This window comes from Arthrobacter sp. B0427-1-12 (genome assembly GCF_059092905.1).
The window spans coordinates 70680-91463 of record NZ_JBNHIC010000007.1 but is presented as its reverse complement, the minus strand read 5'-3'; the positions used below and the strand labels follow the sequence as shown (position 1 = coordinate 91463).

Sequence of the window (20784 nt, the reverse complement as noted above, 5' to 3'; positions counted from 1 at the left end):
GAGTCTAGACTGGACGCCGCCTGCCCTAGACTTAAGACCGGCCCTGCCGATCCGGCAGGTCAACCGGGCAGCCGCCTGCCCCCTTCCTTCGCCGCAGCGCCGCGTGCCTCCCCTGCCCCGGCCGGACATCCAGCACCGGCACCCCCTGCGAAAGAGCCACATGACCCAGCAAACCGGCGCACCGACCACCGGCCGACAGAATTACCGCACCGCCCCTTCCGCTCCGGCCGGCCGTCGCCGGCACTTCGCTCTGGCCCTCCTGGCCCTGGCCATGGGCGGCTTCGGCATTGGAACCACGGAATTCGCCATCATGGGGCTGCTGCCCAACGTCGTCAACGAGTTGGGCATCACCGAGCCCGAGGGCGGCCACCTCATCTCGGCCTACGCCCTCGGCGTTGTGGTCGGAGCTCCTGTCTTCACCGCGCTCGGCGCGCGCTGGCCCAGGAAGTATCTGCTCCTGGCCCTGATGGCGCTCTTCACCGTGGGCAACGTCTCCTCGGTGATCGTACCGGAATATTGGACGCTGATGGGTACCCGTTTCGCCGCCGGACTGCCGCATGGAGCGTTCTTCGGTGTGGCCTCGGTCGTCGCTGCCTCCATGGCGGTCCCCACCAAACGCGCCAGGGCCATCGCCATGGTGCTGCTGGGGCTGTCGGTCGCAAACGTCATCGGGGTTCCGTTCGCCACCTGGCTGGGACAGAGCTTCGGCTGGCGGCTGATGTTCGTCGTCGTCGGCCTGATCGGCGCCGCGGCCTTCGCCATGATCGCCGCCTTCGTGCCGTTCCAGCCGGCCCTGGCCGAGTCGAGCATCCGCCGGGAACTGGGCGCGCTGCGGCGGGTGCAGGTGTGGCTGGCGCTGCTGATCGGCGTGGTGGGCTTCGGCGGGTTCTTTGCTCTCTATTCCTACATCGCCTTCACCATGACCGAGGTCTCGGGTTTCTCTCCCGCGGCCATACCCTGGATCGTCGGGCTCTACGGAGCTGGCATGGTCGCCGGCAGCCTTGCCGGTGGACGGCTGGCCGACATCTCGGTCATGGGCAGCATCCACTGGGTCATGGTGGCCATCGCCGTGCTGCTGCTCACTTTCAGCCTGACCGCACAGAACCAGGTCGCCGCCGTCGTACTGGTGTTCCTGATCGGCGCCAGCGGCTCCACGCTGGTCCCAGCCCTCCAGACGCGGCTGATGGATGTATCCCCCGATGCACCGTCGCTGGCGGCATCGCTGAACCATTCGGCGCTCAACACGGCTAATGCGCTCGGAGCCTTCCTGGGCGGCCTGGTTATCGCCTGGGGCTGGGGATACCTGGCCCCCGCCCTCGTCGGGGCGGTGCTTGCCGCCGTCGGGCTGGTGGTCGCCCTGGTGAGCGGGGCACTGGACCGCACCAACGGGACTGATAGGAACCGGAGCGCCGCCCGTCAGGTAGCGGAGGCTCCCGCGGTCTTCGTGGAGTAGATGTCCGGTTCCAGGTAGATGACCCGGGCGCTGGACACCGCGGCGCGGATGCGCTGTTCGGCGGAGTTGATGGCGGCGGCGATCCGCTCGCCGGTATCGCTGTGCTCCACGGAAATCTTCGCCGCCACCAGCAGCTCGTCCGGGCCAAGGTGCATCGTCTTGAGGTGGATGATGCGCGTCCCGTCACTGCAAATGGCTTCTTCGATTCGGCGGACGTCCTCCTTCGTGGCGGCTTCGCCCAGGAGCAGAGACTTGGTTTCCAGCGCCAGGACGACGGCGATGCACACGAGCAGCAGCCCGATCATGGCGGTACCGACGGCGTCCCAGATGCCGTTGCCCGTGATCAGGGTCAGGCTAACGCCGAACAGGGCAAAGACAAGGCCCAGCAGCGCGCCCAGGTCTTCAAGCAGGATCACCGGCAGCTCCGGCTGCTTGGCCGTGCGGACGAACTCCACCCAGCCCTTGCTGCCGCGGACGTGGTTCGATTCCCTGATGGCCGTCCGGAAGGAGAACGCCTCGGCGATGATCGCGCCGACCAGCACGGCCACGGGCACCCACCACCACGCGCCCTCAATGGGGTGCGGATCCTGCCACTTGTGGTAGGCCTCGTACAGCGCGAACAGGCCGCCGACGCTGAACAGCACGATCGAGACGATGAACGCATAAATGTACCGTTCACGTCCGTAGCCGAAGGGATGCTCGGGGCTGGCCTGGCGCCGTGCCGCCTTGCCGCCGACCAGCAGCAGGATCTGGTTGCCCGAGTCCGCCACGGAGTGGATCGCTTCCGCCAGCATCGAAGAGGATCGGGTCAGCGCAAACGCAATGAATTTGAGAACGGCAATGGTCAGGTTGGCGGCCAGCGCCGCCACGATTGCCTTCGTACCACCACCACTAGCAGCCATGAATTCCATCCAGGTCTCGGTCGATTGCCCCGCAGCACGCGGCCGCCGCGGACGGCTTCCTGAAGCTACGGTACATCGGCGGACCGCAATGCCGCAGCGCTATTGAAATGGTAAGCCTGCTGAGCAGATACTTGAACCTGTAAGAACCATGCACGGCGACACAAAGGAGGAACCGTGGGTTTCGTCGCTTGGATCATTCTGGGTCTTATTGTGGGCGCGATTGTGAAAGCAGTCATGCCCGGACGGGTAGGCGGAGGATGGGCCACCAGCCTGATCCTCGGCGTCGTGGGAGCCATCGTCGGCGGCTGGATCGGCAGCATGCTCTTTGGATCGGGGGTTGAAGGCTTTTTCGATCTCGGCACCTGGATCCTGGCCATCGTGGGTGGCCTGATCGTGGCCGGGATCTACGGTGCTGTCACCGGCAGAAGCCACGGCCGTGGCCACGCCTGACGCAACCTGCCCATAGCTCCTGCGGGATCAACAGCTCCTGCGGGATTAACGACACGGCCCGGCGCACCAGCGCCGGGCCGTTCTGTCGAGGACCAGACAGCTCTGTTGCGGGCCGGACAGCTCTGACGCCGATGAGTCAGCGGCGCCGCTGGGCGCGCGCCGAGGCATACAGGCAGACCGTGGCCGCCGTGCCGACATTCAGGCTTTCCGCCGCCCCGTACACAGGCACCGCTACGCGGTGGTCCGCCGCGGCCAGCTCGGTGTCGGACAGGCCCTGGGCCTCGTTGCCAAACAGCCAGGCGGTGGGCTCCTCCAGAAGGGGAACGACGGCGGCACCGGCCTCGGTCTCCTTCACGCCCCGGGCGCGCTCCGCTCCGATGCCCAGCCGCCGGCCGGCGCTTTGGTCCTGGAGTTCGTCGAGGTCCAGCTTGCCGTAGCCGTCGGCGGCCAGCGCCGCGATGCCGGCCGCGCGCAGCCCGGCCATCAGAGCGTCGAAGTCCAGGCCCATGACCACGGGAAGGTGGAAGATCGAACCCACGGTGGACCGCACGGCCTTGGGATTGTAGATGTCCACGCTGGCCGCGGTGAGCAGGACTGCGTCCGCTCCCGCCGAGTCGGCGGCCCGCAGGATCGTGCCGGCGTTGCCCGGATCCTGGACCCGGACCAGAACGGACACCAGCGCCGGCCGGCGTGCGAGGACTTCGTCCAGGGTCACATCGATGAAGTTACAGACCGCCACGATTCCCTGCGGGTTGACGGTGTCCGCCATCGCGGCCAGCACCTCGTCCGTCGCCAGCCGCAGCGGCAGGTCCCGGGCCAGGTCCGCCAGTTCGGGCAGCCTATCCAGGCATGCCGCGGTGGCATAGATTTCGGCAACCACCGGTGTGCCGGCGTCGCTATTCCGGTGCGCCAGCAGCGCCTCACGGACAGCCTGCGGGCCTTCGGCCAGGAACTGGCGGCGCTTTAAACGCGCTGGGCGCCCAGCAAGCTTGGCCACGTCGCGGACCCGATCGGCTCGGGGATTGGACATGACGGCAGCCTGCGGGCGCCCGGCGTCGTTATTCAATGGTGCGTGAAGCGTCAGGAACTAGCCCTGGAACTTCTGGCGCGCCTCGCCGCCTGCCGGCTCGAAGCCGGCGGCCTTGGCGGCCTCAACGGACTCGAACCAGTACTCGGCCTCGGTCTGCTCGTACCAGGTCGAACCCGGCACGTGGTACTTCTTGGACGCGGCGTTGCCCTTGATAATGAAGCCTTCAGGGGCGGAAGCGCCCTGCACGCCCTTGACGGCGCCGGCAACCTCGCTCTCGGCCAGGACCTTCTCGGCCACCGGAGCGGCAGTCGCTGCGGCCACAACCTTGGCCTTCGGCGCCTTCTGGGCCGGAGCCGATGTGTCGGCCGGCAACGCATCCTTGGCCAGCTGGACCAGCGCGGCGAAGGCAGTGGCGTCGTTGACGGCCAGGTCCGCCAGCATGCGGCGGTCAACCTGGATCTCGGCGGCCTTCAGGCCCTGGATCAGGCGGTTGTAGGTCAGGCCGTTGGCGCGGGATGCAGCGTTAATGCGCTGGATCCACAGGCGGCGGAAGTCGCCCTTCTTCTTGCGGCGGTCGTTGTAGCTGTAGACCAGCGAGTGGATGACCTGCTCTTTGGCCTTGCGGTACAGACGGGACCGCTGTCCGCGGTAACCGGATGCGCGCTCAAGGATGACCCGGCGCTTCTTGTGGGCGTTGACTGCCCGCTTCACACGTGCCACGTGCGTACTCCTTAAAAATCTCTCCCAGACCTTGCGCGCCCGCGACCGGGCCGTGCCTGAGATGCTTTGGTGGAATGATGAGGGATCGAGCGATCCCCCAATCAAAGGTCTGGGTTAGACGCCCAGCATCTTCTTGATGCCCTTGGCGTCGGCCGGAGACACGAGCTTGTCGCTGGCCAGACGGCGGGTCAGCGTCGAGGCCTTGTGCTCCAGGTAGTGGCGGCGATTGGCCTGCTGGCGCTTGAGCTTGCCGCTTCCGGTCAGCTTGAAGCGCTTCTTGGCGCCGCTGTGGGTCTTCATCTTCGGCATGGCTACCGATCTCCTTACGTAAGTCCGCGGGCATGGCCCTTGGGTCTTGGGGCGCGCCTGGCGGCGCGCCGGTTGTTTATCTGCTCGCCCGGCCCGTACCGCGGCACTCGGCCGTGGCCGGCACCGCTGCCAACGGCCGTGGCCGTTACCTGGCGGTCCCGGGCCTGTTCTGGCCGGAAGTGCTGCGCGGAGCACCCTTGCCGGGCTTGGGCGCGGCAGGCTTGGCCATCGGACGGGGCTTGGGCATGGCTGGCTTGGGTGCCGCAGCCGGCTTGGTCTCAGCAATCGGCTTCGGTGCCGCTGCCGGCGCTGCTTCAGCAGCAGGCTTGGACGCCGCAGCCGGCTTGGTCTCAGCAATCGGCTTGGTCTCAGCAACCGGCTTCGGTGCCGCGGCCGGCGCTGCTTCAGCAGCAGGCTTGGGTGCCGCAGCCGGCATGGCCTCAGCAGCAGGCTTGGGTGCCGCAGCCGGCGTGGCCTCAGTAGCAGGCTTGGGCGCCGAAGCCGGCTCAACCGCAGGCTCGGCCTGCGCAGCCGGAGCCGCCACCGCCGGAGCCTCCTGCGCTGCGGGCGCTTCCGGCACTGCTTCCTGTGGCGCGGCCTGAGCCTTGGTCAGTCCCTCGGGAAGCAGGTCGCCCAGGCTCTGGGTCAACGGCGCCTTGTCCGATGAAACATCCACCCGGCCATCTTCCTTGGCGCTCTTGGCGGCCTCATTGGCAGCCTTGGCCTCGGAACGCTGCGCTTCGCGGCGGGCCTCCGCCTTGGCCTCGGCCTTGTTCTTGACCGGGCCGATCACCATGACCATGTTGCGTCCGTCGATCCGCGGACTCGATTCCACAATCCCGACTTCAGCAACGTCCTCGGCGAAGCGCTGGAGCAGGCGGATGCCCATCTCCGGACGCTGCTGTTCACGGCCGCGGAACTGGATCATAGCCTTGACCTTGTCACCGGCACCGAGGAACCGCAGGGCATGACCACGTTTGGTTTCGTAATCATGCTTGTCGATCTTCAGACGGAAGCGGATCTCCTTGAGCACCGTGTTCGTCTGGTTCTTGCGGGCCTCACGGGCCTTGACAGCAGCTTCATATTTGTACTTGCCAAAATCCATGAGTTTGCACACCGGAGGCTTGGCCTGCGGTGCTACCTCAACAAGATCAAGGTCGGACTCGGCAGCAAGGCGAAGGGCATCTTCGATCCGGACAACGCCAACCTGCTCACCAGCCGGTCCGACCAACCGCACCTCCGGGACGCGGATTCGATCATTGATTCGTGGCTCGCTAATGTGTAGCTCCTGTAACTCTAGGTCCACCGTGGTGGTCTGGTTTCACCTGCAAAAGGAGAAGGCCTCCGACTGCAGTGCAATCGAAGGCCTCGGAGGATCGGCGGCAACCGCCCCCGAGGGCAACTGCCGTCACGGCCGGGGCTTCCGCCGGAAGCCTGCCGTGAATCACCGACCGGAACCCGGCAGCACTTGCTTCCCAGTGGGAAGAGGCCAACGCGGGTGGGAGAGGTCTCCGCTTGCGAACCGGATGCCGCCCCGTCCGGTGACCGCCCCTGGGGGCAGTTTCACGGGCCGGTTGAATAACGACATCCAGTCGGTCTGTGACAAGCTTACCAGTATGAGTACCGCAGACAATAATCCGTCCACCGAGAGCACCCGCCACTCCTTCCCAGGCGACCAGCCCAGCGCTGAGGAGCTGGAGGCCAGCCGGCAGATGCGCGACATCGCCGAAGTTCCCGCCGTGGAGGTGATTACGACGGCGGCAGTCCACCTGATGAGCGCCGCTGCGGTGAAGTGCGGCCTCGCCGCGGGCGAGGACGCCGACGAACTCAAGGACCTCGACGAGGCACGGAAGCTGATCACGGCGCTTGCCGGGTTCGTCACGGCAGCCGCACCGGAGATCGGCAGCCAGCATGCCGGCCCGTTGCGCGACGGCCTGCGCTCACTGCAGCTTGCCTTCCGTGAGGCCTCGGTCCTCCCGGACGAACCCGGCAAAGGCCCCGGCGAAAAATTCACCGGCCCGGTGAACTAGCCCGCGGCACCGGGCCGTCCCGCCCAGCGCGGGGCGGCCCGGTGCCGTCCAGGCCGACTGCCCGCGGCTCAGCGCGTGAGCTTGACCTCAAGAGAGTCCACCCGCTCCACGAAATCCTGGTTCGTGCTCAGGGAGCGCTGCAAGGCGCCGACGATATCCCTGACTTCGTCCTGCTCCAGTCCGGGTTCGAGGCGGACAACCAGCCGCAGTTCCGGCCCCGGCCCACCGCCGGGGACCGCCTGGCCCGCCGCCGTGCGGGTAGCAACGCCGCTGCCGGCCTCCAGCCGGATTTGCAGGATGCGAGGCTCGCCCGACGCTGCTGAGGACACAATACCGGCCAGCGCCGCATCGGCATACGCCGGCAGCCATGCCTTCTGCTGCGCCAGCGCCCATACGGCCGGACGGCGCGCCACGAAAGTCATTTCCGCTCCCGGGTCCAGGACCATCAGCTCCGCCTGCTCCGCGACCGCGGACAGGGCCGCCCGGGCGGCATACACCGCCACCGGCCGTGCCTGCGGGTGCCAGGCCTGGAGCGCACGAACCGAGCTGAACACCGGCAGGGCCTTGCGGCCGTCCGGCGCCTTCAGCGTCACCAGCGCCATATCGGCCTGCTTGTCGGCGGCGAGCCCGTGGCCGCCGTCCGCTTCCTCGCCCAGTTCCGCGACGATCGGCACGAACACCCTGGCGCTGGCCAGTGCCTGAATGACGCCGGCCTCGGTGCCGTCGCCTGCGATGAGCCGGCGTACTGCGGCGGCATAGCCGGCGTCGGCCAGGCCGTCGTCGTCATCAAAATTATGCAGCGGGTTCCCGTCGCCGCTGAGGTCCCGGCCGGCCCAGGGCCGGCCGGCGGAGTCCGCCGGCCCGCCGGCCTTAGCCAGAGCCGCAGCAATATGTCCGGGAAGGTGCCGTTTGGGCACCTGCGGTTCAGTCACGGACTACTCGGCCCGGCGTCCGGCCACGTCCAGCGCCTGCGGCAGCGTGAAGGCGCCGGCGTACAGCGCCTTGCCCACGATCGCTCCTTCGACGCCCTGCGGGACCAGTTCGCGCAGGGCGGCGATGTCGTCAAGGCTGGAAATGCCGCCGGAAGCGACAACCGGCTTGTCGGTCCGCGATGCCACCTCGCGCAGCAGCTCGAGGTTCGGGCCCCTCAGCGTGCCGTCCTTGGTGACATCGGTGACCACATACCGTGAGCAGCCCGCGTCCTCGAGGCGGGCGAGGACCTCCCAGAGATCGCCGCCTTCCTTGGTCCAGCCCCGGGCAGCCAGCGTGGTGCCGCGGACATCGAGGCCGACGGCGATCGCGGAGCCGTAGCGGGCAATGGCGCGGGCCGTCCATTCCGGGTTCTCAAGGGCCGCGGTTCCCAGATTGACGCGGTGGGCACCAAGTTCCAGCGCATTGTCCAGCGACCTGTCATCCCGGATGCCGCCGGACAGTTCAACCTTGATATCCAGCTGCTTGACCACTCGTTCGAGCAGCTCCAGATTGGAGCCCCGGCCGAAGGCGGCGTCCAGGTCGACCAGATGCACCCATTCCGCGCCGTCGTTCTGCCACGCCATGGCCGCGTCCAGCGGATCCCCGTAGCTGGTTTCGCTTCCTGCCTCGCCCTGTACCAGGCGGACCGCCTGGCCGTCCGCCACGTCAACGGCGGGGAGGAGTTCCAGGATGGGCGTTTCGTTGAACGAAGTCATGGTTGGGGTCTGCTTTCTCAGCGGTTGGTTTGGGTTCGACAGAGCCGGCAGACTGGCTGCCGGCCGGTGGGGCTCCAGTCAGGAAAACGGCTCCGCGCCAATGGAAGCCGGCGCGGTCAGGACGCTGGTGGCTCCAACGTCAGCAGCCACGCAGCCAGGAGGGCCATGGCCGCCAGGACCCAGAAGCTGGCTACCAGCCACACGGGCAGCTTCTGCCGGCGGAAGGAAATGGCACCGCCAGCCAGCAGCCCGGCAGCGCCCATCAAGACAATACTCCACATGCTTGTCCTACTTCAGCCCCGAGGTCCAGTTCCTCAGGAGCTGCGCTCCTGCGTCACCGGATTTCTCCGGGTGGAACTGGGTGGCGGACAGCGGCCCGTTCTCGACGGCGGCGATGAACGGACCGCCGTGGTCGGACCACGTGACCAGCGGAGGCGCCATCAGCGGCTGCGTCACATCGAAATTCCATGCCTGCACGCCGTAGGAATGCACAAAATAGAACCGCTCGTCCTCGATGCCGGTGAAGAGCCTGGAGCCTTCCGGCACCCTGACCGTGTTCCAGCCCATGTGGGGAACCACCTTGGCGGGCAGCCTTTCCACAGTGCCCGGCCACTCCCCCATGCCCTGGGTGCGGACACCATGTTCGACGCCCTCTTCGAAGAGGATCTGCAAGCCCACGCAGATGCCCAGCACCGGCCGGCCGCCGGCAACCCGCCGGCCGATCATCCGCAGCGCATCCACGGACTTGAGTCCGTTCATGACCGCAGCAAAGGCGCCCACGCCGGGGACAACCAGACCATCGGCATGGAGCACATCGTCCGGCTTGGCGCTCAGCGTCACTTCGGCGCCAACGTGCTCCAGCGCCCTGACCGCGGACCGGATGTTCCCGGAACCATAGTCAAGAACGGTTACCCGCGGCGGCACGCTCACAGTGCGCCCTTGGTGGATGGGATGCCCTCCACCCGCGGGTCCGGCTCAACCGCTGCGCGGAGTGCGCGGGCAAAGGCTTTGAACTGCGCTTCCACGATGTGGTGCGGATCCCGCCCGGACAGCACCCGCATGTGCAGGCAGATCTGGGCGTGCAGGGTGATGGCCTCGAAGACGTGGCGGGTCAGCGATCCCGTGAAGTGGCCGCCGATCAGGTGGTATTCCTGTCCGGCCGGCTCACCTCCGTGCACCAGGTACGGCCGCCCGGAAATATCGACGACGGCGTTGGCCAGCGCTTCATCGAGCGGCACCGTTGCCTCACCGAAGCGGCGGATTCCGGCCTTGCTGCCCAGCGCGGACTTGAGCACCTCGCCGAAGGTAATGGCGACGTCCTCGACCGTGTGGTGGACATCGATGTGCGTGTCGCCGGTGGCCTTGACGGTCAGGTCGATCAGCGAGTGCTTGGACAGCGCCGTGAGCATGTGGTCGTAGAAGGGCACGGAGGTGCTGATGTCCGAGCGGCCGGTGCCGTCCAGGTTGAGCTCCACGAGCACTGATGATTCGCTGGTGGTGCGCTCGAGGCGGGCGGTCCGTCCGGTGGAAATGTCCACGGTCATTGCTGTCCTTTGGAAAGTGGTGGTGGGTGCGCTGGCCGCGGGAGGCGCAGCTGCCGCGCTTAATAGTCTAGGAGAATAATGAAAATCAGATGAGCTGCTCGAGCCGCTCGAGGAACGCCGTAGTCTCCGCTTCCGTTCCCGCCGTCACCCGCAGGTGGCCCGGAATGCCGACGTCGCGGATCAGGACGCCGGCTTCCAGCAGTCCCTCCCAGACCGCCTGCGGGTTCCGGAGCCCGCCGAAAAAGACGAAGTTCGAGTCCGAGTCAGCGGGCGTCAGCCCCATCCGCTTCAGCTCGCGGACGATCCGGTCCCGCTGGGTCTTGATGTCCTCCACATTGGCCAGCAGCGCCGATGAATGCTTCAGCGCCGCCGTCGCCGTGGCCTGGGTGATGGCGGAAAGGTGGTACGGCAGCCGCACCAGGCGCAGGGCGTCGGCAACCTGGGGCGCCGCGGCGAGATAGCCCAGCCGCGCACCGGCCAGCGCAAACGCCTTGCTCATGGTCCGCGAGACGATCAGCCGCTCCCGCCCTGGCAGGAGCGTCAGGGCACTGGGTGTGCCGGCGTGGGAGAACTCAGCGTAGGCCTCATCGACGATCACGATCGCATTGCTGGCCCGGCCTGCCTCGTACACCGCTTCCACGACGTCGAGCCCCAGCGCCGTGCCGGTGGGGTTGTTCGGTGAGCACAGGAACACGATATTCGCGCCGGAGGCGGCCACCTGCTCCGCCGCCGACGCCGCGTCCAGTCCGAAGCCGGCATCCCGGGTTCCGGTGACATACGCAGTACCGGTGCCGCTGGCCAGCAGCGGATACATGGAATAGGTGGGCGGGAAGCCTATCGCGGTGCGGCCGGGGCCACCGAAGGCCTGCAGGATCTGCTGCAGCACTTCGTTGGAACCGTTGGCCGCCCAGACGTTGTCCGCGGTCAGTCCATGTCCCAGGTACTGCGCCAGCAGCTGGCGCAGTACCGTAAATTCACGGTCCGGATAACGGTTGAGGCCAGCCACGGCCTGGCCTACTGCCTCAACAATGGCCCGGTGCACCTCGGCGGGTACACCATGGGTGTTTTCGTTGACATTCAGCAGGATCGGCACGTCCAGCTGAGGCGCCCCGTAGGGATGCTTGCCGCGCAGGTCATCACGGAGGGGAAGGTGGTTCAGGGCCTCAAGCTGTTCAGTCACTGGCCTAGTTTAAGACGATTCAGCGTGCGAGACGGAATCCTGTGGCGGGCGCCACAGACAGCGCCATCCTGGCTGGACCGTGCAATCCGAACGCTTAGCGGGATGCCGGGACGAACAGTTGCCGTCCGGAGTGGACCAGCGGGGTGTCCAGATTGTTAAGTTGGATAATCTCTGCCACCACCTCGCGCGGGTCCTGTCCGGGAGCAAGCTCAACGGCGAGCGACCACAAAGATTCACCAGGGCCGACGGTGACAACCTCCGGCTCCGCAGCGACAAGCGGATCACCCGATGCCGTGGCCGGGGCCGTGACGGAGCCGGCAAGGGTCAACAGAGCCACCGCCAGCAGCATCAGCGGAAGCCCCACCAACACCAGCCTGCCGCGGCGCGTCAACCGGAACCGGGCAGCAGCCGGCCGGACGGCCGGGAGCAGGGCCCCGAAGCCCTTCGCAGGGCCGGTGGTGCCAGGCGGAAAGTGCAGTGCAATCTGGGCGGTCATAGCGGTTACCTTTCTGGCTCGAACGGTTCGATCCTTCGAAACCCTCCACGTGCCGCATCGAATCCCTGTTCGATTCCGGCACAAGAGCAGTTTTAGCACTAACCAACGACACATGTCGAGACACAGTCGAACAAATGTTTGAAATAGTGCCGTGCCTCACCTAGCGTTAAAGCAAGAGGAGGCCGCACGCACACAGCACCAGCCGCCACTGACGAAATAAGGAAGGAAGTACGGCCATGGAAGGCAGTACCGCGCAGGAGAACGTGCCGGCACCCCAGACCGAATCCGGCGGCAAGGCCCGGCGTACACGGCGGCAGTCAAAAGGGCTGACGCCCCGGCAGAAGAAGATCCTGGAGACCATCCAGCGTTCGATCAGCGCAAACGGCTATCCGCCGTCCATGCGCGAGATCGGGGATACGGTTGGGCTGGCCAGCCTGTCCAGCGTCACCCACCAGCTGATCCAACTGGAGAAACTCGGCTACATCCGGCGGGATCCCAAACGGCCGCGCGCCATGGAGATCCTGATTCCGCTCACGCTGGACCAGGGCAAGGTGGAGATCGCCGGCGTTGATGAACCCGGCGTGCTGCGGAGCACCAAGGGAACCCCGGTGGCTGACCTGGCCAGTGCGGCGGATACGGCCATGGTCCCACTGGTGGGCCGCATTGCCGCCGGCGGCCCTATCCTGGCCGACCAGTCGGTGGAGGACGTCGTACCTTTGCCCCGGCAGTTGGTGGGCCACGGGGAGCTCTTCATGCTCCGGGTGTCCGGCGATTCGATGATCGATGCTGCCATCTGCGACGGCGATTGGGTGGTCGTCCGCCGCCAGCAGAGCGCCCTGAACGGCGAAATCGTGGCCGCGCTGCTCGATGACGAAGCGACGGTGAAGACCTTCCGGCAGCGCGACGGCCATACCTGGCTGCTGCCGCAGAACACCCGCTACGAGCCGATCCTTGGGGACCACGCCACGATCATGGGCAAAGTCGTGTCGGTGCTGCGGTCGCTCTGACCTGGTGGCCTGCCGCTGACGGTGGCAGGCCTCATGCTGTCCCGGCCAGCCGCTGCAGCACCGCAAGGACCGTCGCCCGGTCCGTGGTGCCCCAGAACGGCGGCAGCGCACTCCGGAGGAATCCGCCGTAACGGGCCGTAGCCAGCCGGGAGTCCAGTACTGCCACCACGCCCCGGTCGCCGGCGGCCCGGATCAGACGCCCCGCCCCCTGTGCCAGCCGCACAGCCGCATGGGTCGCCGAAACGCTCATGAAGCCATTGCCGCCGGCCTGGGCCACCGCCCGGGTGCGGGCCGTCATCAGCGGGTCGTCCGGCCGGGGAAACGGAATGCGGTCGATGATGACCAGCCGGCACGACGGCCCCGGCACGTCCACGCCCTGCCACAGGGACATTGTGCCGAACAGGCAGGTATCCGGCTCCGCGGCGAACTGCTTCACCAGCGCTGACATGGACGACTCGCCCTGGCAGAGGATGTCCAGGTCCAGGCGCAGTCGCATGGCATCGGCCGCCTCCTCGGCTGCGCGCCGGGAGGAAAACAGTCCCAGGGCACCGCCGTTGGACGCCCGCAGCAAGGCCTCCAGTTCGTCGAGCTGCTGTTCCGAAACGCCGCGCCCGGGCTTGGGCAGGTCCTTGGCTACATAGAGCACGCCCTGCTTCGGATAGTCGAAGGGACTGCCGACGTCGGTTCCCGACCAGCTGGGCGCTCCTTCTCCGAGCAGGCCCAGCGATCCGGCCACCGGTTCGAACGCCGAGCCGATGGCCAGGGTGGCCGAGGTAAGAATGACCGTATGGCCGTCGAAGAGGCCTTCCCGCAGCCGGCCTGCCACGGACAAGGGTGCAATGTTGATCGTGGCCGGCTGCGTCTCGTCTTCAGCGGCGTAGCCGCCCTGCGGAGAAAAGGCGGCGGCGCGGGAGATCCACAGGACCTCGCCGGCGCGGGCAGCGTCGATCATCCGTTCGCACAGTTCCAGGATGACCGTCAGCCGGGAACGCGCCAGCTGCCGGCCCCCGTCGGCGGCCGCGGTGCTGTCCGGCTTCGAATCGGAGAGCGCGGCCCGGCAGGCTTCGCGCACCTGGACCACCGCCAGTTCCTGCGCTTCGCTGAGTCCGGACGGCACCAGGCCGGAGGGGACGCCGTCGAGCACCGCTTCCAGATGCCCGGCGGCGGCGGTGAGGGCCTCGCCGCTGACGCCGGTATGCTTGCGCACCGCGGACGCCGCCGCGGTTACCATCGCTGCGGACAGCTGGCCGGAGACCGCGCCGGTGACGCGGTCCTGGAGTTCATGGGCCTCGTCGATGACGACCACGTCATAGTCCGGCAGGACGGCAAGGCCCTCGAACGCGCTGATGGCCAGCATCGCATGGTTGGTGATTACGACGTCGGCCTCCGCCGCCGCCGCGCGTGCCCGCTCACTGAAGCATTCCTCGGCGAGCGGACATTTCTGCGCGCCGAGGCACTCCATCGCGGTGACCGACACCTGCCGCCAGGCGCGGTCGCTGACCCCCGGCGTCAGATCGTCACGGTCGCCGGTCTCCGTCTCCTCGGCCCATTCGCGGAGCCGGACGATGTCCCGGCCCAGGGCGGTCGCCGGCCCACCGGTGCGCCCGCCGCTTCCTGTGCCGCCCGGCCCCGCCTCCGGGGCGGGATGGGAGGCTGCGGCGTCCTCACCCAGCGTGAACAGCGCTGCGGGCGCGTCCTCGTCCGGAAAGCCACCCTGCAGTTTGTGTTTGCAGACATAGTTGCCCCGGCCTTTCAGCAGGGCCACGTCCACCGGACGGGGCAGCTTCGGCTGGACCGCATCCAGCAGCCGAGGCAGGTCCCGGCCAACGATCTGCGCCTGCAGCGCCAGCGTCGCAGTGGAGACGATCGCAGGCTTGTCACTGTCCAGCGCATGGCGGATCAGCGGAATAAGGTAGGCCAGCGATTTGCCGGTTCCGGTGCCGGCCTGGACCAGCAGATGGTTTCCGGTCTCGATCGCTTCAGCCACCTGGCGGGCCATTTCATGCTGTCCGGCCCGGTTCTGCCCGCCCATGGCCGCCACGGCCACATCCAGCAGTTCCAGGGCGCCGCGGGAGCCCTCAGCCATGCCGGACAAACGGTTCCAGTTCGGCGGCCAGGCCCTCGCGGACCAGGACCTGGACCTCGGTGCCCTCCTCCACATGGTCCAGGGACAGGATCTCGGCGTCCTCATCGTGCAGCCGGCTAAGGACGTCCCCGCGGTGGTAGGGAATCAGCAGCTGGAGCTTGACGCTGGGCCGCGGGATGCCGTCGCTGATCGCTTCCAGCAGTTCCGGAATACCCTGGCCGGTCCTGGCCGAGACCACCACGTGCCGCGGCTCCCGTTGGCGCAGCCGTTCAACCACGAACGGATCAGCCGCGTCCGCCTTGTTCAGCACAATGATCTCCGGAATGTTGCGCGCATCCACTTCGGCGAAGACTTCCCGGACCGCGGCGATCTGGCCCTCCGGATCGGGGTGCGAGACATCGACCACATGCAGGATCAGATCCGCGTCTGCAACTTCCTCCAAGGTCGACCGGAACGCCTCCACCAGCTGGGTGGGCAGGGAACGCACGAATCCCACGGTATCCGCCAAGGTGTAGCCGATGCCGTCAGGGGTTTCGGCCCGGCGCACGGTGGGATCCAGGGTGGCGAACAACGCGTTCTCGACCAGCACGCCCGCATCGGTCAGCCGGTTCAGCAGCGAGGACTTGCCCGCGTTGGTGTAGCCGGCAATGGCTACGGACGGAACAGCATTACGACGCCGGTTGGCCCGCTTGGTCTCACGCGCGGGCTTCATGCCCGCGATTTCCCGGCGCAGCTTGGCCATCCGGGTACGGATGCGGCGGCGGTCCAGCTCGATCTTCGTCTCGCCGGGACCGCGTGAGCCGATGCCGCCGCCGGCGATGCCGACGCGGCCGCCGGCCTGGCGGGACATGGACTCGCCCCAGCCGCGCAGGCGCGGGAGCAGGTATTCGAGCTGGGCGAGCTCCACCTGGGCCTTGCCTTCGCGGGACTTCGCATGCTGGGCGAAGATATCCAGGATGAGGGCTGTCCGGTCGATGACCTTGACCTTGACAATGTCTTCCAGTCCGCGCCGCTGCGACGGGGACAGCTCGCTGTCCACGATCACCGTGTCCGCACCGGTGGCCATGACGATTTCCCTGAGTTCCTCCGCCTTTCCGGAGCCCAGGAATGTACCCGGGTCCGGCTTGAGCCTGCGCTGGACGAGCCCGTCCAGCACCTCGGAGCCCGCGGTTTCGGCCAGCGCAGCCAGTTCCTTCAGTGAGTTTTCCGCGTCCGCCGCTGTTCCCTCGGTCCAGAGCCCGGCCAGGACGACCCGTTCCAGGCGCAGCTGACGGTATTCGACCTCGGTGACGTCTTCGAGTTCCGTGGACAGCCCCGCCACGCGGCGCAAGGCGCGCCGTTCGGCGAGATCCTGCTGGTCCCCGTCGTATTCCGAGTGCTCCTCCGCCAGGTCGGAAATGGCCTGGGCCCGGACGCGCTGCCCGGCACCGGCGTCCTGGTCAGCAGCCGACTCCGGCTGCCTGCGGGCGGGCCCCTCTGGAATCCGCCGCGCTGCTGCCCCCTTGGCGGCGGACGCGGCGTCATGGGAAAGAATGCGGTTGATGACTGCCTGGATCTCGTCCCGGCTCAGCTCCGCTTCGGAATCCTTGCGATCCGGAGAATTGGCGCTGGAGTTGTTGGTTGTCATGCTCTCCTTTGGAAAGTGTGTATATCAATGGTAGACCCCGCCGCGGACATTTCCCCGGGAAATCCACAGCCGGCGCGACAGCGCCTGCGATTATCAGGGGCGTAAATTTGTTAGGCAAGCATAAATTTCCTTCCCCGCCGGGGCGCATTATCCTGAGCAATCATGGCCTCCGATCACTACTTCAGCGCACAGCCGACCGGTCCCGGAACCCGCCGGCCGCTCCAGGTTGTGCTGGCGGGTGAGACCCGGAACCTGCAGACTTCCTCCGGCATCTTCAGCCCGGACGGCGTGGACAAAGGCACCGCCGTTTTGCTGGCGGACGTGCCTCCGCCCTCCCCGACCGGAAACCTCCTGGACATCGGCTGCGGCTGGGGGCCCATTGCACTGACCATGGCGCTGAAAGCACCGCATGCCAAGGTCTACGCAATTGACGTCAATGAACGCTGCATCGCGCTGACCAATGACAACGCGCGCCTGCTGGGCCTGGCCAATGTTGCGGCGAGCCTGCCCGATCAGGTGGACCCGGCGTTGACGTTCGACACCATCTGGTCGAATCCGCCAATCCGCATCGGCAAGAACGAACTGCATTCCCTCCTGATGCGGTGGCTGCCGCGGCTGGCACCGGGAGGTTCCGCCTGGCTGGTGGTCCAGAAGAACCTTGGTTCGGATTCCCTGCAGCGCTGGCTGGGGGCGGAACTGGACGAGGACTTCAGGGTGACGCGGGAGAGCACGTCGAAGGCCTTCCGCATCCTGCGCGTCCGCCGCAGTTCCGGCGCCTGAGCTGCGCTAAACGATGCTGCCCCGGGCAACCAGCACGGCGGGACCGCTCAGTTCCACATGCTCGCGGCCGTCGGCGCCCGGCAGGAACCGTACGCGCACCAGTCCGCCCGGGACGGCTACGTTCCATTGGACCGGCGCATCCTGCCCGGCCCAGTAGCGGATGGCAGCGGCCGCGGCGCATGCACCGGTGCCGCAGGACTGGGTCTCCCCCACGCCGCGTTCATGCACGCGCATCGTGATATTGCCCCAGCCGTCCTCCACGAGCGGCTCCGCCGGCACCACGAACTCGACGTTCGTGCCGTGTTCCGGAACCGGTTCCACCCGCGGTGCCTCGAACAACTGGGTGGCCCCGAGTTCCTCCAGGTGCGCCAGCGCAACGACGGTGTGGGGGTTGCCCATGCTGATGGACAGCGCAGGACGCGGCACTTCCAGGCCCTCGGCTTCCACCACGGAATCCATCGCCTTGGCCCGGGCGCGGTCCGGGAAGATGAATTCCCAGGGCCCCATGTCGACGGCATAACCGTTGGCGGACCGGCTCACGACCTTGATTCCGCCGCGCGTGCCGATCGTCAGGGCCTCACCGGAAGCCAGGTCCACGAGGCCTTCCGCAAGCAGGAAGTGGACAAAAACGCGCACGCCGTTGCCGCACATCTCCGACAGCGACCCGTCGGCGTTGCGGTAATCCATGAACCATTCCGCCCGCGGATCCTGCTCAAGCAGCGCCTGCCCCTCCGGGAGGAAGCGCGACGGCACCGCGCGGATCAGCCCGTCGGCACCGATTCCGTGGTGGCGGTTGCACAGCAGGGCGGCTTCATCGCGGCCGATTTGGCGCACACCGTCCGGATCGGCGACCAGGACGAAGTCGTTGCCGGTGCCATGTCCCTTCGCGAACGCCAGGCCCTGCAGGGCAGCCAGGCCGCCGGCCGGTACGGGAACGGCTGCCTGCGCGCCGGTTGCCTGCGGGGTACGGGAGTTCGGTTCACCGGGGGTCATTTCCGTCGTCGTCACCTTTCAAGCCTACCCGGTGCGCCCGGCGCCGCCGGATCCATGGCTGCCGCCGCTGCCTTGGCGACCAGCTGCTGATCTTCCCAGTCCAGCCAGTGGATCCGCGGGTCCGCCCGGAACCAGGTCAGCTGGCGGCGGGCGAACTGGCGGGTGGCCACGATCGTTTCCTCAGCCGCCTGCCCAACGGTACGGACGCCGTCGAGCACGCGCAGGAACTGGGCGTAGCCCAGTGCGCGGGAGGCGGTTTTGCCTTCCCGCAGTCCCGCTGCGTCCAACGACTGCACCTCGCCCAGCAGGCCGGCGTCGACCATCCGGTGCACGCGCACTGCCAGTCGCTCCTTCAGCAGCTCACGATCAACGGCCAGTCCGATCTGCACGGCGGGCTGATGGTACCGGCGCTCGGGCATGAACGAACTGAACGGCCGGCCCGTCAGCCGGTGGACCTCGAGGGCGCGCACCACCCTGCGGCCGTCTCCCAGGCGCTCCGCAGAGACGGGGTCCACCTGGCGCAGCCGCTCCCGCAAGGCATCGAGGCCGGCTGTCTCCAGCTCCTGCTCCAAAGCCCCGCGGAGCGCCGGATCCGTGCCCGGGAACTCGAGCACATCGAGTGCGGCACGGACATACAGGCCGGAACCGCCCACGAGGATCGGCAGCCGGCCGCGGCTGCGGATCTCCGCGATGGTCCGGCGGGCCAGCTGCTGGAAGGCTGAGACGCTGGCTTCCTGGCGGACATCCATGATGTCCAGCAGATGGTGCGGTACGCCCCGGCGCTCGGCAACGGAGATCTTGGCGGTTCCGATGTCCATGCCCCGGTAGAACTGCATGGCATCGGCGTTAATGACTTCGCCGCCCAGCTCCAGCGCCAGGGCCACGCCCAGGTCCGACTTGCCGGACCCGGTGGGCCCGACGACGGCGACCACCGGCAGCGCGCCGGTATCAGGCATTCCGGACGGGAAGCGACGGCATGCCGAGCGAGACGTTCTTCCGGCCGCCCGACGGCGACGGGGCGGCGCAGGACTCTGCCTGGGACCGGTCCCAGGCGTCACCCGCGCGGGAGCGGCGGACGGCGTAGTCCGCGGCCGACGCCGGGTCGGCGATCAGGTGGAACGGTGCCGCTCCGGTGACGGTCACGGTGACCAGGTCGCCCGGGCGGGGTGTTTCCGCGCCGTCCGGAACGGAGAAGTGGACCAGGCGCTGGTCCTTGGCCCGGCCGGAGAGCCGGCCGGTCTCGTCCGCCTTGCGTCCCTGCTGGGCAGTGACCATGACCTCCACGCGCCTGCCGACCTGCTTGGCGTTTTCCTCGGCGGAGATCCGGTCCTGCAGTGCAATCAGCCGCTCGTAGCGTTCCTGCACCACGGCCTTGGGCAGCTGGTCCGGCAGCTCCGCCGCCGGCGTTCCCGGGCGCTTTGAGTACTGGAACGTGAAGGCGGTGGCGAACCGCGACTGTTCGACGACGTCCAAGGTCGCCTGGAAATCCACTTCGGTTTCGCCGGGGAAGCCTACGATGATGTCCGTGGAAATGGCGGCGTGCGGAATCTGTTCCCGGACCTTCTCCAGGATGCCCAGGAATTTCTTCGAACGGTAGGAACGGCGCATGTCCTTGAGAACCTTGTCCGAGCCCGACTGCAGCGGCATGTGCAGCTGCGGCATAACATTCGGCGTCTGGGCCATGGCCTCGATGACGTCATCGGTGAACGCCGCCGGATGCGGACTGGTGAAGCGTACCCGTTCAAGGCCCTTGATGTCCCCGCAGGCCCGCAGCAGCTTGCTGAAGGCCTGCCGGTCACCGAACTCCACGCCGTAGGAGTTCACGTTCTGCCCCAGCAGCGTCACCTCGATGGCGCCGTCGTCCACGAGCGCCTGGATCTCCGCCAGGATGTCCCCCGGACGCCGGTCCCTTTCCTTGCCGCGCAGGGACGGAACGATGCAGAAAGTGCAGGTGTTGTTGCAGCCGACAGAGATGGAGACCCAGCCGGAGTAGACGGCATCACGCTTGGTCGGCAGGGTGGAGGGGAAGACGTCCAGGGACTCGAGGATCTCAAGCTGGGCTTCATTGTTGTGCCGGGCCCGCTCCAGCAGAGCCGGCAGCGCGCCCACGTTGTGGGTGCCGAAGACGACGTCCACCCAGGGGGCCTTCCGGAGGATGGTTTCGCGGTCCTTCTGCGCCAGGCAGCCGCCCACGGCGATCTGCATGCCCGGCCGCTTTTCCTTCACCGGAGCCAACTGGCCAAGGTTGCCGTACAGTTTGTTGTCCGCATTCTCGCGGACGGCGCAGGTGTTGAAGACGACGACGTCGGCCTGCTCCCCCTGGGCCTGCACCAAACCGGCGTCCTCCAGCAGGCCGGCCAGCCGCTCGGAATCGTGGACGTTCATTTGGCAGCCGAAGGTCCGCACCTGGTAGGTGCGCGGAGCCGGGGCCGTGGGATCGGTCAGCGGGGCGGGGACAGTCAAACTCACCATTAAAGGGTACGGCCTGC

General features: G+C 67.5%; 22 protein-coding genes. 5 read left to right on the top strand and 17 right to left on the bottom strand.

Translation table 11 applies throughout. The annotated features are described in order from the left end of the window. Positions 1-160 precede the first annotated feature (160 nt). Positions 161-1453 carry an MFS transporter gene (locus tag AC5RWU_RS07250; RefSeq protein ID WP_494028722.1) on the top strand — a complete coding sequence of 431 codons (1293 nt, stop codon included), beginning with the start codon at positions 161-163 and terminating at the stop codon, positions 1451-1453. Here AC5RWU_RS07250 and AC5RWU_RS07245 read toward each other — a convergent pair. Further along, a complete protein-coding gene (locus AC5RWU_RS07245; protein ID WP_494028723.1) occupies positions 1417-2355 on the bottom strand; it encodes a cation diffusion facilitator family transporter in 939 nt (312 codons plus the stop codon). The two genes, AC5RWU_RS07250 and AC5RWU_RS07245, sit on opposite strands and share 37 nt — an antisense overlap. A gap of 174 nt (positions 2356-2529) precedes the next feature. On the opposite strand from AC5RWU_RS07245, the gene AC5RWU_RS07240 reads away from it, so the two are divergent. Next, positions 2530-2805: a GlsB/YeaQ/YmgE family stress response membrane protein gene (locus tag AC5RWU_RS07240; RefSeq protein ID WP_494028724.1), complete on the top strand. Its 276-nt coding sequence runs from the start codon at positions 2530-2532 to the stop codon at positions 2803-2805. Between the two features lie 136 nt (positions 2806-2941). Here the strand turns inward: AC5RWU_RS07240 and AC5RWU_RS07235 are convergent, their stop codons facing one another. The 4 genes from AC5RWU_RS07235 to infC all read right to left on the bottom strand — a co-directional run bounded on the left by AC5RWU_RS07235 (position 2942) and on the right by infC (position 6170). After that, complete coding sequence (locus AC5RWU_RS07235) at positions 2942-3835, bottom strand: TrmH family RNA methyltransferase (RefSeq protein ID WP_494028725.1); 894 nt, start codon at positions 3833-3835, stop codon at positions 2942-2944. Between the two features lie 57 nt (positions 3836-3892). After that, positions 3893-4555, bottom strand: a complete 663-nt coding sequence (gene rplT, locus AC5RWU_RS07230; RefSeq protein ID WP_494028726.1) for a 50S ribosomal protein L20, sunset domain variant — start codon at positions 4553-4555, stop codon at positions 3893-3895. Between the two features lie 114 nt (positions 4556-4669). Next, positions 4670-4864, bottom strand: coding sequence for a 50S ribosomal protein L35 (rpmI, locus tag AC5RWU_RS07225; RefSeq protein WP_494028727.1), 195 nt, complete (start codon positions 4862-4864; stop codon positions 4670-4672). A 145-nt stretch (positions 4865-5009) separates the two neighbouring features. Continuing rightward, a complete protein-coding gene (gene infC / locus AC5RWU_RS07220; RefSeq protein WP_494028728.1) occupies positions 5010-6170 on the bottom strand; it encodes a translation initiation factor IF-3 in 1161 nt (386 codons plus the stop codon). Between the two features lie 310 nt (positions 6171-6480). On the opposite strand from infC, the gene AC5RWU_RS07215 reads away from it, so the two are divergent. Further along, positions 6481-6894, top strand: a complete 414-nt coding sequence (locus AC5RWU_RS07215; RefSeq protein WP_494028729.1) for a DUF1844 domain-containing protein — start codon at positions 6481-6483, stop codon at positions 6892-6894. Between the two features lie 68 nt (positions 6895-6962). Here the strand turns inward: AC5RWU_RS07215 and AC5RWU_RS07210 are convergent, their stop codons facing one another. The 7 genes from AC5RWU_RS07210 to AC5RWU_RS07180 form a co-directional block, all read right to left on the bottom strand. Then, positions 6963-7826, bottom strand: coding sequence for an SseB family protein (locus AC5RWU_RS07210; protein ID WP_494028730.1), 864 nt, complete (start codon positions 7824-7826; stop codon positions 6963-6965). 3 nt (positions 7827-7829) lie between these two features. Further along, the gene (gene priA, locus AC5RWU_RS07205) at positions 7830-8582 is read right to left on the bottom strand and encodes a bifunctional 1-(5-phosphoribosyl)-5-((5-phosphoribosylamino)methylideneamino)imidazole-4-carboxamide isomerase/phosphoribosylanthranilate isomerase PriA (protein ID WP_494028731.1); all 753 of its coding nucleotides are present in this window, start codon (positions 8580-8582) and stop codon (positions 7830-7832) included. A gap of 116 nt (positions 8583-8698) precedes the next feature. Beyond that, on the bottom strand, positions 8699-8863 hold the full coding sequence (locus tag AC5RWU_RS07200; RefSeq protein WP_494028732.1) for a hypothetical protein: 165 nt from the start codon (positions 8861-8863) through the stop codon (positions 8699-8701). A 7-nt stretch (positions 8864-8870) separates the two neighbouring features. Then, entirely contained in the window at positions 8871-9512 is a 642-nt protein-coding gene (hisH, locus tag AC5RWU_RS07195) for an imidazole glycerol phosphate synthase subunit HisH (RefSeq protein ID WP_494028733.1), read from the bottom strand. Continuing rightward, entirely contained in the window at positions 9509-10126 is a 618-nt protein-coding gene (gene hisB / locus AC5RWU_RS07190) for an imidazoleglycerol-phosphate dehydratase HisB (RefSeq protein ID WP_494028734.1), read from the bottom strand. Before hisB ends, hisH begins: the two co-directional genes overlap by 4 nt. 85 nt (positions 10127-10211) lie before the next feature. Then, entirely contained in the window at positions 10212-11306 is a 1095-nt protein-coding gene (locus AC5RWU_RS07185; protein ID WP_494028735.1) for a histidinol-phosphate transaminase, read from the bottom strand. 94 nt (positions 11307-11400) lie between these two features. Continuing rightward, positions 11401-11802, bottom strand: coding sequence for a LysM peptidoglycan-binding domain-containing protein (locus AC5RWU_RS07180; RefSeq protein WP_494028736.1), 402 nt, complete (start codon positions 11800-11802; stop codon positions 11401-11403). Between the two features lie 263 nt (positions 11803-12065). Between AC5RWU_RS07180 and lexA the strand changes: the two genes are divergently transcribed. Then, entirely contained in the window at positions 12066-12809 is a 744-nt protein-coding gene (gene lexA, locus AC5RWU_RS07175; protein ID WP_494028895.1) for a transcriptional repressor LexA, read from the top strand. Between the two features lie 31 nt (positions 12810-12840). On the opposite strand, the gene AC5RWU_RS07170 is transcribed toward lexA, so the two are convergent. Together AC5RWU_RS07170 and hflX are read right to left on the bottom strand one after the other, a co-directional pair. Further along, positions 12841-14895: an ATP-dependent DNA helicase gene (locus AC5RWU_RS07170; protein WP_494028737.1), complete on the bottom strand. Its 2055-nt coding sequence runs from the start codon at positions 14893-14895 to the stop codon at positions 12841-12843. Beyond that, complete coding sequence (hflX, locus tag AC5RWU_RS07165; protein ID WP_494028738.1) at positions 14888-16522, bottom strand: GTPase HflX; 1635 nt, start codon at positions 16520-16522, stop codon at positions 14888-14890. Before hflX ends, AC5RWU_RS07170 begins: the two co-directional genes overlap by 8 nt. A gap of 162 nt (positions 16523-16684) precedes the next feature. Between hflX and AC5RWU_RS07160 the strand changes: the two genes are divergently transcribed. Next, positions 16685-17302: a class I SAM-dependent methyltransferase gene (locus tag AC5RWU_RS07160; RefSeq protein WP_494028739.1), complete on the top strand. Its 618-nt coding sequence runs from the start codon at positions 16685-16687 to the stop codon at positions 17300-17302. A 6-nt stretch (positions 17303-17308) separates the two neighbouring features. Here AC5RWU_RS07160 and dapF read toward each other — a convergent pair whose 3' ends face one another. Genes dapF through miaB form a run of 3 tightly spaced genes read right to left on the bottom strand, consistent with a single transcriptional unit; the run spans position 17309 to position 20767 of the window. After that, complete coding sequence (gene dapF, locus AC5RWU_RS07155) at positions 17309-18295, bottom strand: diaminopimelate epimerase (protein ID WP_494028896.1); 987 nt, start codon at positions 18293-18295, stop codon at positions 17309-17311. Between the two features lie 11 nt (positions 18296-18306). After that, entirely contained in the window at positions 18307-19251 is a 945-nt protein-coding gene (miaA, locus tag AC5RWU_RS07150) for a tRNA (adenosine(37)-N6)-dimethylallyltransferase MiaA (protein ID WP_494028740.1), read from the bottom strand. After that, complete coding sequence (gene miaB / locus AC5RWU_RS07145) at positions 19244-20767, bottom strand: tRNA (N6-isopentenyl adenosine(37)-C2)-methylthiotransferase MiaB (protein WP_494036945.1); 1524 nt, start codon at positions 20765-20767, stop codon at positions 19244-19246. The genes miaA and miaB overlap by 8 nt, the downstream gene beginning before the upstream one ends. Positions 20768-20784 lie beyond the last annotated feature (17 nt).

Coding starts and splice junctions, on each gene's coding strand:
- AC5RWU_RS07250 (WP_494028722.1), top strand. CDS start 161: ATGACCCAGCAAACCGGCGCACCGACCACCGGCCGACAGAATTACCGC.
- AC5RWU_RS07245 (WP_494028723.1), bottom strand. CDS start 2,355: ATGGCTGCTAGTGGTGGTGGTACGAAGGCAATCGTGGCGGCGCTGGCC.
- AC5RWU_RS07235 (WP_494028725.1), bottom strand. CDS start 3,835: ATGTCCAATCCCCGAGCCGATCGGGTCCGCGACGTGGCCAAGCTTGCT.
- rpmI (WP_494028727.1), bottom strand. CDS start 4,864: ATGCCGAAGATGAAGACCCACAGCGGCGCCAAGAAGCGCTTCAAGCTG.
- AC5RWU_RS07215 (WP_494028729.1), top strand. CDS start 6,481: ATGAGTACCGCAGACAATAATCCGTCCACCGAGAGCACCCGCCACTCC.
- priA (WP_494028731.1), bottom strand. CDS start 8,582: ATGACTTCGTTCAACGAAACGCCCATCCTGGAACTCCTCCCCGCCGTT.
- AC5RWU_RS07200 (WP_494028732.1), bottom strand. CDS start 8,863: ATGTGGAGTATTGTCTTGATGGGCGCTGCCGGGCTGCTGGCTGGCGGT.
- hisB (WP_494028734.1), bottom strand. CDS start 10,126: ATGACCGTGGACATTTCCACCGGACGGACCGCCCGCCTCGAGCGCACC.
- AC5RWU_RS07180 (WP_494028736.1), bottom strand. CDS start 11,802: ATGACCGCCCAGATTGCACTGCACTTTCCGCCTGGCACCACCGGCCCT.
- AC5RWU_RS07170 (WP_494028737.1), bottom strand. CDS start 14,895: ATGGCTGAGGGCTCCCGCGGCGCCCTGGAACTGCTGGATGTGGCCGTG.
- hflX (WP_494028738.1), bottom strand. CDS start 16,522: ATGACAACCAACAACTCCAGCGCCAATTCTCCGGATCGCAAGGATTCC.
- AC5RWU_RS07160 (WP_494028739.1), top strand. CDS start 16,685: ATGGCCTCCGATCACTACTTCAGCGCACAGCCGACCGGTCCCGGAACC.
- dapF (WP_494028896.1), bottom strand. CDS start 18,295: ATGACCCCCGGTGAACCGAACTCCCGTACCCCGCAGGCAACCGGCGCG.
- miaA (WP_494028740.1), bottom strand. CDS start 19,251: ATGCCTGATACCGGCGCGCTGCCGGTGGTCGCCGTCGTCGGGCCCACC.
- miaB (WP_494036945.1), bottom strand. CDS start 20,767: ATGGTGAGTTTGACTGTCCCCGCCCCGCTGACCGATCCCACGGCCCCG.